Annotated in this window: 12 protein-coding genes; 4 read left to right on the top strand and 8 right to left on the bottom strand. The window is 74.4% G+C overall.

All coding sequences use genetic code 11. The features are described 5' to 3' along the window. Positions 1-13: 13 nt before the first annotated feature. The 4 genes from IF45_RS0122985 to IF45_RS0122970 form a co-directional block, all read right to left on the bottom strand. Positions 14-772, bottom strand: coding sequence for a hypothetical protein (locus IF45_RS0122985; RefSeq protein ID WP_030309292.1), 759 nt, complete (start codon positions 770-772; stop codon positions 14-16). Between the two features lie 195 nt (positions 773-967). Then, the gene (locus IF45_RS0122980; RefSeq protein ID WP_030309290.1) at positions 968-1,393 is read right to left on the bottom strand and encodes a RidA family protein; all 426 of its coding nucleotides are present in this window, start codon (positions 1,391-1,393) and stop codon (positions 968-970) included. Further along, positions 1,390-2,178 carry an IclR family transcriptional regulator gene (locus IF45_RS0122975; protein WP_003948301.1) on the bottom strand — a complete coding sequence of 263 codons (789 nt, stop codon included), beginning with the start codon at positions 2,176-2,178 and terminating at the stop codon, positions 1,390-1,392. Before IF45_RS0122975 ends, IF45_RS0122980 begins: the two co-directional genes overlap by 4 nt. Continuing rightward, the gene (locus IF45_RS0122970) at positions 2,175-3,356 is read right to left on the bottom strand and encodes a sugar kinase (RefSeq protein WP_030309288.1); all 1,182 of its coding nucleotides are present in this window, start codon (positions 3,354-3,356) and stop codon (positions 2,175-2,177) included. Before IF45_RS0122970 ends, IF45_RS0122975 begins: the two co-directional genes overlap by 4 nt. Positions 3,357-3,484: 128 nt before the next feature. Between IF45_RS0122970 and IF45_RS0122965 the strand changes: the two genes are divergently transcribed. Then, positions 3,485-4,855: an alanine racemase gene (locus IF45_RS0122965; protein ID WP_008416524.1), complete on the top strand. Its 1,371-nt coding sequence runs from the start codon at positions 3,485-3,487 to the stop codon at positions 4,853-4,855. Positions 4,856-4,888: 33 nt separating this feature from the next. Then, entirely contained in the window at positions 4,889-6,538 is a 1,650-nt protein-coding gene (locus IF45_RS0122960) for an N-acyl-D-amino-acid deacylase family protein (RefSeq protein ID WP_030309286.1), read from the top strand. A 30-nt stretch (positions 6,539-6,568) separates the two neighbouring features. Here IF45_RS0122960 and IF45_RS0122955 read toward each other — a convergent pair whose 3' ends face one another. The 3 genes from IF45_RS0122955 to IF45_RS0122945 form a co-directional block, all read right to left on the bottom strand. After that, complete coding sequence (locus tag IF45_RS0122955) at positions 6,569-7,372, bottom strand: dioxygenase family protein (protein WP_015507814.1); 804 nt, start codon at positions 7,370-7,372, stop codon at positions 6,569-6,571. A gap of 66 nt (positions 7,373-7,438) precedes the next feature. Further along, positions 7,439-8,800 carry a carbohydrate-binding protein gene (locus IF45_RS0122950; RefSeq protein ID WP_030309284.1) on the bottom strand — a complete coding sequence of 454 codons (1,362 nt, stop codon included), beginning with the start codon at positions 8,798-8,800 and terminating at the stop codon, positions 7,439-7,441. 110 nt (positions 8,801-8,910) lie between these two features. After that, on the bottom strand, positions 8,911-9,543 hold the full coding sequence (locus IF45_RS0122945) for a DJ-1/PfpI family protein (protein WP_018468315.1): 633 nt from the start codon (positions 9,541-9,543) through the stop codon (positions 8,911-8,913). A gap of 354 nt (positions 9,544-9,897) precedes the next feature. Here IF45_RS0122945 and IF45_RS0122940 point away from each other — a divergent pair, with 354 nt between their 5' ends. After that, positions 9,898-11,109, top strand: coding sequence for a pyridoxal phosphate-dependent aminotransferase (locus IF45_RS0122940; protein WP_003948307.1), 1,212 nt, complete (start codon positions 9,898-9,900; stop codon positions 11,107-11,109). A 179-nt stretch (positions 11,110-11,288) separates the two neighbouring features. Further along, entirely contained in the window at positions 11,289-11,702 is a 414-nt protein-coding gene (locus tag IF45_RS0122935) for an SCO4983 family protein (protein WP_003948308.1), read from the top strand. 227 nt (positions 11,703-11,929) lie between these two features. Here the strand turns inward: IF45_RS0122935 and IF45_RS0122930 are convergent, their stop codons facing one another. Then, positions 11,930-13,750 (bottom strand): phosphoenolpyruvate carboxykinase (GTP), encoded by a 1,821-nt coding sequence (locus IF45_RS0122930; protein WP_030309280.1) that lies wholly within the window; start codon positions 13,748-13,750, stop codon positions 11,930-11,932. Between the last annotated feature and the right edge of the window lie 107 nt (positions 13,751-13,857).

The following is a 13,857-nucleotide window of genomic DNA, read 5'->3' as shown; positions in this document are numbered from 1 at the left end:
GGGGCGCCGGTGCCTATGCGTTGCTCCGGCTCGCCCTGATCCCGCCCGGTCCGCGCCCCCGGCCGCGACCGCTTCGCCGGGCTCCGTAACCGGCCGCGGCCCCGGCCGCCACGTGGACGGCGCCGGCCGTGCCCCAGGTCAGGCAGGCGTCGCGGACCGGCGGGCTCTCGAAGCGGCTGGGGACCAGGCGCAGCGGGTCGGCGAGGACCCGTACCCGGTCGCCGGTGCCGTGGGACCCGCAGCCGGTGGTGGTGGGCGCCAGGGCGCGCCCCTGAAGGTCGGCGAGGTCGCAGCGGGGTCCGGTGCGGGCGTGCAGGTCGCGGGTGACGACGGCGGAGACCCATTCGCCGCGGGTCAGCAGCAGGGCGTCCTGGAAGGCGGCGGAGGCGAAGCCGATGATCCAGAGCCCGGCGAGGAAGTGCGGCAGGACGTACCGCCAGGGGCGGGCGGTGGCCACCAGGACGGCGAAGAGGGCCAGTCCGAGGGCGATCCCGGTGATGCCGCCGGCCTCCCCGGCCACGCCGCCGAGGAGCAGCACGACCAGCAGGGCGGTGGCGCCGGCGGCGGTCGCGCCGGCCCGGGAGGGGCGGCGCTCCGGGGTCCGGCGCGGGCGGGCGGCGGCCGGGAGCGGGCGGGCCGGGACGGCGGGCCGGCGTGCCCCGCCGGTACACCCGCCGCCGTCGTCGCCGGGGTCGGGTCCCGCGTCGTCCGTGCGGGGGACGGCCCCGGCGGCGCGGCTGCCGCTCTCCGTACAGGTGGTCCTGTCGCCCATCGTCGTCCGGCCTCCCCTGCGTCCGTCCGGCCCGCCGGACGCCATCTCCCCCACGGGCGGGGCGGACAGCCCTCCCGTCACCCGCCCGGCGGGCGTACGGCGTTCACGCGTGCGCCCCCGCGCACATCCCCGGGCAGGCCGACGCCCCCGCGCGCCGGGGCGGGCGGGGGCGTCGGAGGGGCCGTGCGGGCGAGGTCAGCCCAGGACGGCGAGGGCGTCGATCTCGATGAGGAGGCCCTTGGGGAGGCCGACGTAGACGGTGGTGCGGGCGACCGGCGGGGCCTGGAGGTTCTGCTCCGCGAAGTACTGGTTGTAGATCTCGTTCATCTCGGCGAAGTGGTCGGTGTCGGTGAGGTAGACGCGCATCATCATGACGTCGTCCCAGCTCGCGCCGCCCTCCTCCAGGATCGCCTTGACGTTGGCGAAGGTCTGGAGGGTCTGCTCGCGCAGGGTCGGCCCGGCCGGGGTCGGCGCCTGGCCCTCGACGGCGGGCAGGAAACCGACCTGGCCGGCGACCTGGAGGATGTTGCCCTTGCGCACGCCGTGCGAGAACTTGGCCGGCGGCGTGGTGTGGGTGGCCGGGGTGAGGGCGGTCTTGGTGAGGGGCGTGGCGTCGCTCATGGTGTCTTTCCGTTTCCTTGGTGCGGGGTTGCCTGGTCGGCGGGGGCGCTGCCCGAGTACTCGCGGCTGATCGCGTCGGCGGTGCGGCGGACCACCGGGAGCAGGGCGAGGAGTTCCTCGGCGGTGACGACGACGTTGGGGGCGGAGACCGACATGGCGGCCACCACCCGTCCGTCGGGGCCCCGGACGGGCGCGGCCACGCAGTTGATCGACTCCTCGTGGCCGCCGAGGTCGGTGGCCCAGCCCTGTTCGCGCACGCGCGCCAGTTCCTTGAGGAAGGCGGCGGCGTTGGGGGTCGAACGGGGCGTGTACTGGGGGTAGTCGAGGCGTTCGGCGAGGGTGCGGCGCTCGGCCTCGGGGAGGTCGGCGAGGATCAGTTTGGCGACGGCGGCGACCGTGATCGCGACGGGTTTGCCGATGCGGGAGTACATCCGGACCGGGTAGCGGCTCTCCACCTTGTCGATGTAGAGGACCTCGTGCTCCTCGTGGACGGCGAGGTGCACGGTGTGGCCGCAGCAGTCGTTGAGAGTGACCAGGTGCGGGTGGGCGATCTCGCGGATGTCGAGGTTCTCCACCGCCTCCTGGGCCAGGGCGAAGAGGCGGGCGCCGAGCCGGTAGCGCTGGTCGGCCTGGCGGTGGACGAGGCCGTGTTCGTGCAGGGTGCGCAGCAGCCGGAGCGCGGTGGACTTGTGGACGCCGAGCCGGTCGGCGACCTTGCCGAGGTCGGCGGGACCCTCGGCGAGCAGCGGCAGGATGCTGAGCGCGCGGTCGACGGTCTGGCTCATGGGACGCGTACCTCCTCGGCGGCCCCCGCCCGGGTCCAGCCGGGGCCAAGGCGCAGTCTCCCCCACGCCGCCTCGTCGAGCGCGGCCAGGCTGTCGGCGTGGGCGCGGGCGGGCGAGGCGGTGAGGTCGCCGGGGACAGTGAGGGCGGCGGCGGCCATCAGGTGGCCGTGGCGGAGCCGGTCGCGGGCGGACAGGCCGCGCAGCAGGGCGGAGAGGAAGCCGGCGGCGAAGGCGTCGCCGGCGCCGACGGGCGCGACCACGTCGACGGTGGGCGCGGGTTCCTCGGTCGCCGTCCGCCCGTCGTAGGCGAGGGCGCCCCGGCTGCCGCGTTTGACGACGAGGTGGCGCGGGCCCGGCAGGGCGGCGCGGATCGCCTCGGGGGTGTGCAGGTCCCAGACCTCGGCGGCCTCGTCCTCCCCGACCAGGACCAGGTCGGCGCGGCCGGCCAGTTCGGCGAGGACGGCGGGCCCGTCGGTGCGCCCCTGCCAGAGCCGGGGCCGGTGGTTGACGTCGAAGGAGACGAGGGGGCGGCCGGGGCGGGGGGCGGTGAGGTCGCGGAGGAGGGCGAGGCAGCCGTCGGAGAGGGCGGCGGTGATCCCGGTGAGGTGGAGGACGCGGGTGGCGGCGAGGCCGGCGTACGGGACGGTGTCCGGGCTCATCGCGGAGGCGGCCGAGCCGTGCCGGTAGTAGGCCACCTCGTGGCGGGCGGCGCCCCGGTCGTCGGCGGTGCGGAAGTAGAGGCCGGTGGGGCGGTCGGGGTCGCGGGTGACGGCGGTGGTGTCGGTGCCGTAGGCGGCGACGGCGGCGAGCAGGTGGTCGCCGAAGCCGTCGGCGCCGACCCGGCTGACCCAGCGGGCGCGGTGTCCGGCGGCGGCCAGCGCGCAGGCGACGTTGGACTCGGCGCCGCCGATGGCGCGGGTGAAGGAGGGCACCTCGGCGAGGGGTCCCGGCCGGTCCGGCAGGAAGGTGATCATGGATTCGCCGAGGCAGACGACGTCCCAGTCGGTGGTGGGGCGCGGTGCGGGCGCTCCCGCTGCTGTCACGGCGTACTCCTCGTGGTGGGCGGCCCCGGCGCGCGGTCGCGGCGGGTCGGTCGGCTCCCGGCACACCGCTGTCCGGGTGGCGGCCGGGTGACGCCGGACGGGGTGCGGTGCGGCCGGGGTGGGTTCGCGCACCATTGACCCGGCATCGTCGGGGATGTTAGACAGCTCGGAGCGTTCTACGCAACGAGCGTTGCACAGTACGCAACACAGTGCCACCAGCTCCGGTCCGCCCCGCCCGCTCCGTCACCCTCCGGGAGGCCCCCTTGTCGTCCGCCGCCGAGCAGCCCGCGTCCCCGCACGGCTCCGTGCCCGCCCGCGCCGCCGGACATGCCTTCGCCGACCCGGAGGGGGCCCGCACCGTCGCCGAGCGCGCCGCCCGGCTCGGCGAGGAGCGGGTCGGACCGCGCTTCAAGGGGCTGCCGCCGGACGCCGACGGCCTGACCGTGGGCGCGCTGGCGGCCGAGCGCCGCTCGCTGTTCACCGGCGGCTTCACCACACCGGTCCTCACCCTCGACGCGGCCTCCCTCACCCACAACCTGGCCCTGCTGGAGAGCTACACCGACCGCCACGGCCTCGCCTTCGCCCCGCACGGCAAGACCTCGATGGCCCCCGAACTCTTCGCCCGCCAGCTCGCCCACGGCGCCTGGGGCATCACCGTCGCCGTCCCCCACCAGGTGCGCGTGGCCCGCGAGTTCGGCGTGCGCCGGATCTTCCTCGCCAACGAACTGGTCGACGCCGCCGCCCTCACCGCGCTCACCGCCGACCTCGACGCCGACCCGGAGTTCCAGCTCCTCGTCTACGTCGACTCGGTGCGCGGCGTCGAGCTGATGGACCGGGCCCGTACCGAGGCGGGGGCGCTGCGCCCGCTGGACGTGGTGGTGGAGCTGGCGGCGGGCGAGGGCGCCCGGACCGGTGTCCGCGACGAGGCGGGCTGCCGCGCGGTCGCCGACGCGGTCGAGGCCAGCGACACGCTGCGCCTGGCGGGCGTCGCCGGGTACGAGGGCGAGGTGCCGGAGGCCGACCCGGAGCGGGTCCGCGCCTGGCTGCGCCGGCTGACCGCGCTGGCCGCCGCCTTCGACGCCGAGGGCCGGTTCGCCGGGCTCGACCAGATCGTGGTGAGCGCGGGCGGCAGCGCCTGGTTCGACGCGGTCGCCGACGTCTTCGCCGAACTCCCGCCGCTGACCCTGCCGGTGCTCAAACTGCTCCGCTCCGGCGCGTACGTCTCCCACGACGACGGGCACTACCAGCACGTCACGCCGTTCAACCGGGTCCCCGAGGAGGGCACGCTGCGCCCCGCCTTCCGGCTCTGGGCCCAGGTCGTATCCCGGCCCAGCCCGGACCAGGCGTTCGTCAACGCGGGCAAGCGCGACGCCGCCTACGACCTGCACCTGCCCGAGGCCCAGGTGGTCCGCGACGCCCGCACCGGCGTCCTGCGCCCCGCCGAGGGCATCACCCTCACCGGCCTCTCCGACCAGCACGGCTGGCTCAGGACCGAGGCGGGCGCGGAGCTGGAGGTCGGGGACTGGATCGGCCTCGGCCTCTCCCACCCCTGCACCTCCTTCGACAAGTGGCAGCTCATCCCGGTCACCGAGGCCGACGGGACCGTCACCGAGCTGGTCCGCACCTTCTTCTGACCCACCCCGCACCACCGAGAGGCCCCACCCCTCATGGATCTCGTCCTCAGGGACGCCCGCGTCGTCGACGGCACCGGCGGCCCCTCCTGCCGGGCCGACGTCGCCGTCTCCGGCGGCCGGATCGCCGCCGTCCACCGTGCAGGGGCGGACGGCCCGCGCCCGGACGCCCGCCGGGTCCTCGACGCCTCCGGCCTCGCGCTGGCCCCCGGCTTCATCGACATGCACGCCCACAGCGACCTGGCCCTCCTGCGCGACCCGGACCACAGCGCCAAGGCCGCGCAGGGCGTCACCCTCGAAGTCCTCGGCCAGGACGGCCTGTCGTACGCGCCGGTGGACGACCGCACCCTCGCCGAGGTCCGCACCCAGATCACCGGCTGGAACGGCGGCGGCCCCGGCGACGACCGCGTCGCCTTCGACTGGCGCACCGTCGGCGGCTACCTCGACCGCCTCGACTCCGCCTTCGCGGGCGCCGGATACGACGGCGAGGGCATCGCCGTCAACGCCGCCTACCTCGTCCCGCAGGGCACCGTCCGCATGCACGCGATGGGCTGGGAGGACCGCGCCCCCACCCCGGCCGAACTCGACCACATGCGCCGCCTGGTCGCCGAGGGCCTGGCCCAGGGCGCCGTCGGCCTCTCCTCCGGCCTCACCTACACCCCGGGCATGTACGCCTCCGACGCCGAACTCACCGAGCTGTGCCGGGTGGTGGCCTCGTACGGCGGCTACTACTGCCCGCACCACCGCAGTTACGGGGCGGGCGCCCTGGAGGCGTACGAGGAGATGGTGGCGCTCGGCCGCGAGGCGGGGTGCGCGCTGCACCTGGCGCACGCCACCATGAACTTCGGGGTCAACGAGGGACGGGCGGGCGATCTGCTCGCCCTGCTCGACGGGGCGCTGGCGGCCGGTGCCGACATCAGCCTGGACAGCTACCCGTACACGCCGGGCGCCACCACCCTCGTCGCCATGCTGCCCTCCTGGGCGGCGGAGGGCGGCCCGGAGGCGCTGCTCGCCCGGCTCGCCGACCCCGCGACGGCCGCCCGGATACGCGCGGACCTGGAGGTGACCGGCTCCGACGGCTGTCACGGCGTCCCCATCGACTGGGAGACCATCGAGATCTCCGGGACGGCCAACCCTGGACTCGCGCCCTACGCCGGCCGGACCGTCGCCGCCTCGGCCGCCGTGCGCGGCGAGGAGCCGTGGACCACCGCCGTGCGGCTGCTCACCGAGGACCGGCTCGGCACCTCGATCCTCCAGCACGTCGGCCACGAGGAGAACGTCCGCGCCATCATGCGCCACCGCGTCCACACCGGCGGCTCGGACGGCATCCTCCAGGGCGCCAAGCCCCACCCGCGCGCCTACGGCACCTTCCCGCACTACCTCGGCCACTACGTCCGCGAACTGGGCCTGCTCTCCCTGGAGGAGTGCGTGGCCCACCTCACCTCCCGCCCCGCCGCCCGGCTCCGCCTCCCCGACCGGGGCCTGGTCCGCGAGGGGTACCGCGCCGACCTGGTCCTCTTCGACCCGGACACGGTCGCCTCCGGCGCCACCTTCGATGCCCCGCGCACCCTGCCGACGGGCATCCCGTACGTCCTGGTCGACGGCCGCCTCACCGTCGAGGACGGCCGCCGCACCCAGGTCCTGGCGGGCCGTTCGGTCCGCCGCACGCCCTACCGGGGGCGCTGAGGCGGGGCGGGCGGGCCCCGGGCCGGCCGGTCAGCCGCGCTGCCAGAGCGCGGGGGCGCGCGGCGGCTCCCAGCCCGCCGTCGCCCGGTGCGACTGGAGGCACCGGTAGGCGGCCCCGTCGTAGGAGACCCGGTCCCCGGTCGTGTACTCCCGTCCGGCGGCCCAAGTGGTGGCGCCGGGCCCCTGCCCCACGGCGAGGACGACGTCGAAGGTGGCCTCGCGGCCGCCGCCCGCGTCGCGGACGTTCATCAGGAGCGCCGGGTCGAAGAGGGCGTCGGTGGCGTTGCGGGGCTCGCCCGGGAAGTAGAGCTGCGTGGTGAGGACCTGCCCGCCGGGCGGCTGGACCTTGACGTGCAGGTGGCGGGTGCGCCCCGGGTAGAGGCCGGGCACGATCGTGGTCAGCCGGAACTCCCCGGACGCGGTGGTGAACTGGTGCCCCCGGAACCGGAATCCGGTGTTGTCGTACGCGCCCGCGTCGTCGGCCTGCCAGAAGTCGAGGAGGACGTCGGCGAGCGGCCGGCACCCCCGGTCGAAGACGTACCCGCCGACCGTCAGCGGGGTCCCCGGCGTCCCCGGTCCGGCAAGGCCGGTCCGCAGCGGGCTGTTCGGTTTGAAGTACGGGCCCTCCATCTGCTCCGGCGTCGGATCGTCGCCGTCGTCGCAGGCCGGGGTGGGGTCGAGCGGGCCCGCGGTGCCGGTGGTGTCGCGGGCCAGGGCGACGCCGCCGCCGGTCAGCAGCGGCAGGGCGCCGGCGCCGAGGGCGGCCCGCAGCAGGTTCTTGCGGCTGACGCCGCGCGGCTCGGGGGTCTCGGGGCGTTCGGGTACGGCGGACATGGGGGTCTCCTCCGTGAGTGGGGGGGGACGGTGCGGGCCCCGGGGCGCCCGGGGCCCGCACCGGGCTCAGACGCGCTGCCAGAGCGAGGGGGTGTTCGGCGGCTGCCAGCCGGCCTGCGCGGTGTGCGCCTGGAGGCAGCGGTAGGTGGTGCCGCCGTAGGTGACGGTCGCCCCGACCGCGTACGCGGTGCCGGCCGCCCAGGTGCCGCCGGGCTCGGTCGGCGGGTCGGTCGGGCCGGGGCCGCCGCCGTCGTTGCCGGTGACCAGGGTCAGGCCGTAGGCGGAGAGCGCCGGCGCGAGCGGCTGGAAGTAGGTGGTGCCGCCCTGCGAGCAGTTGCCGGAGCCGCCCGAGGTCATCCCCTGCGCCTGGTTGCCGGAGATGAACGAGCCGCCGGAGTCGCCCGGTTCGGCGCAGACGCTGGTGCGGGTCACCCCGGAGACGGTGCCCTGCGGGTAGGTGACGGAGGTGTTGAGCTGCTGCACGGTGCCGCACCGCCAGCCGGTGGTGGAGCCGGAGCGGCAGATCGAGGCCCCCACCAGCGCCTGCGTCGAGCCGGCCACGGTCACGTCGGCGTTGCCGTAGCCGTTGACCAGGTTGCGCGGCGTCCAGTTGGCGTTGGTGGCGACCCAGGCGTAGTCGCGCCCGGGGAAGGTGGAGCCCTGGAAGGTGCCCTGCGCCTGCTGGTTGACGCCGGTCGTGGTGGTCCCGACGGTGCCGCAGTGCCCGGCGGTGACGAACCCGGCCTGGCTCGCGCCCCGCTTCACCGGGAACCCGACGGAGCAACGCCCCGAGCCGTTCATGTAGTACGCGTCCCCGCCCCGCAGGTCGGCGTAGGTACGGGGCTCCTCGCTCGCCCGCACCACCTTGACCAGGGCGCGGTCGACCCCGGCGGCGGCCGCGAACCGGTCGGCGGCGGCGCGGTCGGCGGCCTGGAGGACCACGCGGCTCGCGGTGGTGTCGACGTACCAGAGGGGGACGCCCTCGGGGGCGCGCCGGCCGGCGGCGGCGTCCAGCCCCGCCTTGGCGGCCTCCAACTCCGCCAGCCCGTGGTCGGCGCGTTCGGCCCTGGCCCCGGCGGCGGTGATGGTCCGGCGTTCGGCCGGGTCGGTGGTGGCCACGATCAGGGTGGCCCCGTCGCCGGTGACCCGCGCCCCGGCGAAGCTGGCGCCGAGCCGCTGTTTCAGCGTGGCGGCGATGTCGGCGGCGGCGGCCTCCCCGGCGATCCGCTGCCGTGCCTCGGCCGGGGTGAGGCCGAGGTCGCGCTCCATGGCGCGGAGCAGGGCGGCGTCCGGGGCGGAGGCCGGGGTGGCGCGAGGTTCGGGGGCGGCGGTCGCGGAGCCGGTCAGTCCGGCGAGGGTGAGGGCGCCGACGGCGACGACACCGGTACAGGCGGCCGCCACACGTCTGCGGAGAGGGATGTGCCGCACGGCAATCTCCTTGCTCTCAGGTGGAATTGGCGCCAACGTAGCGGCGCCTCCACCCCGGCCAGGAGATCTCATCCACCCCGTTCCACGGCGTTATGGCCCCCGGCTCCGCCTCACCCGTCGACGACCCCCAGCAGCGCCTTCGCCTCCGCCGGCGCCTTGGCGAGCGACCCCGCGTCGTACGGCGGCCGGGGGTCGTACTCCAGGCCCAGCTGGTACGCCTGCGCGTGGACGGGGGAGGTCAGCTCGGCGGCCAGGGTGAGCGCGAGGTCGATCCCGGCGGAGACCCCGGCGCCGATGATCAGCCGGTCGCCGGGATGGGTGACGACGCGCTCGGGGGTGTAGGTCGCGCCGTACGACTCCAGTTCGCGCACCGCGCTCCAGTGGGTGGTGGCGGCCTTGCCGGTCAGCAGCCCGGCTGCGCCGAGGAGGAGGGCGCCGGTGCAGACGGAGGCGGTCCAGCGGGTGGTGGCGTGGACGGCGGTGATCCACTCCAGCAGGGCGGGGTCGTCCACGTCCCGGCGGGCGCCGGGGCCGCCGGGGACGAGCAGGACGTCGGCCGCCCGCACCTCGGCGCGGGCGTGGGTGGCGACGAGGCTGAGCCCGCCCACACCGTCGGGCACGGCCTGTCCGGCGCGCTCCCCGGCGAGGACGATCTCCGCCCCGGGCAGCATGCGGAGGATCTCGTAGGGGCCGACGAGGTCGAGGGCGGTGAAGCCGTCGAAGAGGGGGAAGACGAGGCGCACGCGGGCTCCGGTACGGGTCGGCGGGTGCCCGGGCGGGGCGCCGGGCCGCCTCATTCTCAGCCGGGGCGGGGGCCGGGCGGACCCCCGATGCGGCGAAGGTCACGTTCCCGTTTCCCGGGCCCGTACGGGCGCCCTCCGGGTCCGTGCACCCGCCATCGGATCGCAAGCGGAAGCGCGCCCCGGACTGAGGGAACGATGGCACGTTGCCCGTCCCGGCAGGGAATGGGTCGGCGCGGGCGTTTCGCGGCCTGTGCCACCCCCACCCCGCGAAAGCGGCGAACCGGGATCTTCCCGGCGTATCACGTGGCCCACATCATGGAGCGGACCGGGAAACGCGGTCGTAAGCTCACGGACATGCAGGTGATCCAGTCCACGAAGCTCGCCAACGTCTGTTACGAGATCCGGGGTCCGGTGCTGGAGGAGGCGATGCGGCTGGAGGCAGCCGGTCACCGCATCCTCAAGCTCAACACGGGCAACCCGGCGGCGTTCGGTTTCGAGTGCCCGCCCGAGATCCTGGAGGACATCCTCCGCAACGTCGGCTCCGCCCACGGGTACGGCGACGCGAAGGGGCTGCTCGCGGCGCGCCGCGCGGTGATGATGCACTACCAGACGCTGGGCGTGGAGACCGACGTCGAGCACGTCTTCATGGGCAACGGCGTCTCCGAGCTGATCACCATGGCGATGCAGGGCCTCCTCGACGACGGCGACGAGGTCCTCGTCCCGGCCCCCGACTACCCGCTGTGGACCGCCTCGGTCTCACTGGCGGGCGGTACGGCGGTGCACTACCGGTGCGACGAGGAGTCGGACTGGATGCCGGACCTGGCCGACATCGAGCGGAAGATCACCGACCGCACCAAGGCCCTGGTCATCATCAACCCGAACAACCCGACCGGCGCCGTCTACAGCGACGAGATGCTGCGCTCGCTCACCGACATCGCCCGCCGCCACAACCTGCTGGTCTGCTCCGACGAGATCTACGACAAGATCCTCTACGACGGCGCCACCCACACCCCGACCGCCGCCTTCGCCCCGGACCTGCTGACGCTGACCTTCAACGGCATGTCCAAGGCGTACCGCGTGGCCGGTTACCGCTCGGGCTGGCTGGCCATCTCGGGCCCGAAGGCGCACGCCCAGTCGTACATCGAGGGCCTGAACATCCTCGCCAACATGCGGCTCTGCGCCAACATGCCGGCCCAGCACGGCGTGGTCGCGGCGCTCACCGGGCGGCAGACCATCCAGGACCTGGTGCTGCCCGGCGGCCGCCTTCTGGAGCAGCGCGACGCCGCGTACGACCTGCTGACCCAGATCCCCGGCGTCACCTGCGTGAAGCCGAAGGGCGCGCTCTACCTCTTCCCGCGCCTGGACCCGAAGGTCTTCAAGATCAAGGACGACCGGCAGATGATCCTCGACCTGCTGCGCCAGGAGCGGATCATGTGCGTACAGGGGACGGGGTTCAACTGGCCGGAACCCGACCACTTCCGCATCGTGACCCTGCCGGCGGCGGAGGACCTCAAGGAGGCCGTGACCCGCATCGGGCACTTCCTCGACGGGTACAGCCAGCCCTGACCGGCACCGCGCACCGGCGCGGCCCCACCGGCACACGACGACAAGGAGCCCCCTTCGGGCTCCTTGTCCCGTTTTCGGCCACGGAGCGTACCGGGTCCGGTACCGTTCCGGACTGGCGACAACTTTAGACTGATTCCAAGGTAGGATGGTGCTCAAGCAAGAAGCTGGAGGCCGTCCCCATGTACGAACCGATCCGCACCACGTCGGCGCACACCCTCCCGGACGTCGCCGACTTCCCGCACCGCAGCCGCGAGGAGGAGCTGGACATCCAGCTCGCGGGGCACCTGTCGGCCCTGCTCGCCGTCACCGACGAACTGCGCGGCCTGCGCCCCGACCCGGCGCTGGACGACGCGGCCGAGCAGCTGTCCAGGGCCGTCGCCCGGCTGCGCCAGGGTGCCCCGCCGGTCAGGTCCGCCGTGGCCGCCGCCATCCACGAGCCGCGGCTCGCCGCCCTCCACCAGCGCGCCCACGCCCTCGCGGGCCGCGCCCTGGTCGTCGCCGCCTCGCGCGCCGACACGGCGGCGGCCATCCTGGCGGCCCGCCGGATGGAGGCCCACGAGGCCGGCCGCCGGGAGTACGCGACCGCCGCCTGACCGGGCCCGGAGCCCGGTACGGAGAACAGGCACGGAAAAGGGCCGGCCCCCGCACGCCGTTGTGCGGGGGCCGGCCTTTCCGCGTACCTGGGCTGGACCCCCGGGTACGCGGTCGGTGCGTGCGACGCGGACGCCTCGGGTGCTCGTACACCTCCGGCCTCCGCGTGGTACGCGGGACGCCTGCCGCGTGGGCGCTCGTGACACGCCACGCGGCCGGCGAGCTCGGGTCAGCCCAGGCGCTCGACCAGGGCCTGGTGCTCGTCCCACAGTTCCTTGGGCGTGTGGTCGCCGAAGGTGTTGAAGTGGTCCGGGACCAAGGCGGCCTCCTCGCGCCAGGCGCCCTTGTCGACGGTGAGCAGGAAGTCGAGGTCGGCGTCGGAGAGCTCCAGGCCCTCGGTGTCCAGCGACTCCTTGGTGGGCAGCACGCCGATCGGGGTCTCGACGCCCTCGGCGGTGCCGTCCAGGCGCTCCACGATCCACTTCAGGACGCGGCTGTTCTCACCGAAGCCGGGCCAGACGAACTTGCCCGCGTCGTTCTTGCGGAACCAGTTGACGTAGTAGATCTTCGGCAGCTTGGCCTGGTCCTTGTCGGCGCCGACCTTGACCCAGTGGGCCATGTAGTCGCCCATGTTGTAGCCGCAGAAGGGCAGCATCGCGAAGGGGTCGCGGCGCAGCTCGCCGACCTTGCCCTCGGCGGCGGCGGTCTTCTCGGAGGCGACGTTGGCGCCCAGGAAGACGCCGTGGTTCCAGCTGAGCGACTCGGTGACCAGCGGCACGGCGGTGGCGCGGCGGCCGCCGAAGAGGATGGCCGAGATCGGCACGCCCTTCGGGTCCTCCCACTCCGGCGCGATGATCGGGCACTGGCCGGCCGGGACGGTGAAGCGGGCGTTGGGGTGGGCGGCGGGCGTGGCGGACTCGGGGGTCCAGTCGTTGCCCTTCCAGTCGGTGAGGTGGGCCGGCGGCTCCTCGGTCATCCCCTCCCACCAGACGTCGCCGTCGTCGGTGAGCGCGACGTTGGTGAAGACGGAGTTGCCCCACATGGTCTTCATGGCGTTGGCGTTGGTGTGCTCGCCGGTGCCGGGCGCGACGCCGAAGAAACCGGCCTCCGGGTTGATCGCGTAGAGGCGGCCGTCCTCGCCGAAGCGCATCCAGGCGATGTCGTCGCCGATGGTCTCCACCGTCCAGCCGGAGATGGTCGGCTCCAGCATGGCGAGGTTGGTCTTGCCGCAGGCCGACGGGAAGGCGGCGGCGACGTACTTGGCCTCGCCGCGCGGCGGGGTCAGCTTGAGGATCAGCATGTGCTCGGCGAGCCAGCCCTCGTCACGGGCCATCACGGAGGCGATCCGCAGGGCGTAGCACTTCTTGCCGAGCAGGGCGTTGCCGCCGTAGCCCGAGCCGTACGACCAGATCTCGCGGTCCTCGGGGAAGTGCGAGATGTACTTGGTGGTGTTGCAGGGCCACGGGACGTCCTGCTCGCCCTCGGCGAGCGGCGCGCCGAGCGTGTGGACGGCCTTGACGAAGAAGCCGTCGGAGCCCAGCTCGTCGAGGACCTGCTGCCCCATGCGGGTCATGGTGCGCATGGCCACGGCCACGTAGGCGGAGTCGGTGATCTCGACCCCGATCGCGGAGAGCGGCGAGCCGACGGGGCCCATGCAGAAGGGCACCACGTACATCGTGCGGCCCCGCATCGAGCCGCGGAAGATGCCCTGCTCACCGGCGAAGATCGCCCGCATCTCGGCGGGGTCCTTCCAGTGGTTGGTCGGGCCCGCGTCCTCCTCCTTGGCGGAGCAGATGAAGGTGCGGTCCTCGACGCGGGCGACGTCCGAGGGGTCGGAGGCGGCGTAGTAGGAGTTGGGGCGCTTGATCGGGTCCAGTTTCGTGAAGGTGCCCTTGGCCACGAGCTCCTCGGCGAGACGCTCGTACTCGGCCTCCGAACCGTCGCACCAGACCACCTGGTCCGGCTGCGTCAGTTCGGCGATCTCGTCCACCCAGGCGACAAGTTCCTGGTGGTTGGTGGGGGCAGGGGGAGCCGCGATGTCGCGCGCCACGATCGCTCCTAACTGATCATTTCAGAATGAGGTTCGCAGGCGGCGGAGGCATATGAGGCTGCAGGCCAGTTCGAGCAGGCCCTGGTGGAGATCGGCGCGTCGCTCGT

The sequence above is a fragment of the Streptomyces albidoflavus genome, from assembly GCF_000719955.1.
GTDB classification, from domain to species: domain Bacteria; phylum Actinomycetota; class Actinomycetes; order Streptomycetales; family Streptomycetaceae; genus Streptomyces; species Streptomyces albidoflavus.
This window is presented reverse-complemented; position numbering and strand designations above follow the sequence as displayed.

Coding starts and splice junctions, on each gene's coding strand:
- IF45_RS0122985 (WP_030309292.1), bottom strand. CDS start 772: ATGGGCGACAGGACCACCTGTACGGAGAGCGGCAGCCGCGCCGCCGGG.
- IF45_RS0122980 (WP_030309290.1), bottom strand. CDS start 1,393: ATGAGCGACGCCACGCCCCTCACCAAGACCGCCCTCACCCCGGCCACC.
- IF45_RS0122975 (WP_003948301.1), bottom strand. CDS start 2,178: ATGAGCCAGACCGTCGACCGCGCGCTCAGCATCCTGCCGCTGCTCGCC.
- IF45_RS0122970 (WP_030309288.1), bottom strand. CDS start 3,356: ATGGTGCGCGAACCCACCCCGGCCGCACCGCACCCCGTCCGGCGTCAC.
- IF45_RS0122960 (WP_030309286.1), top strand. CDS start 4,889: ATGGATCTCGTCCTCAGGGACGCCCGCGTCGTCGACGGCACCGGCGGC.
- IF45_RS0122955 (WP_015507814.1), bottom strand. CDS start 7,372: ATGTCCGCCGTACCCGAACGCCCCGAGACCCCCGAGCCGCGCGGCGTC.
- IF45_RS0122940 (WP_003948307.1), top strand. CDS start 9,898: ATGCAGGTGATCCAGTCCACGAAGCTCGCCAACGTCTGTTACGAGATC.
- IF45_RS0122935 (WP_003948308.1), top strand. CDS start 11,289: ATGTACGAACCGATCCGCACCACGTCGGCGCACACCCTCCCGGACGTC.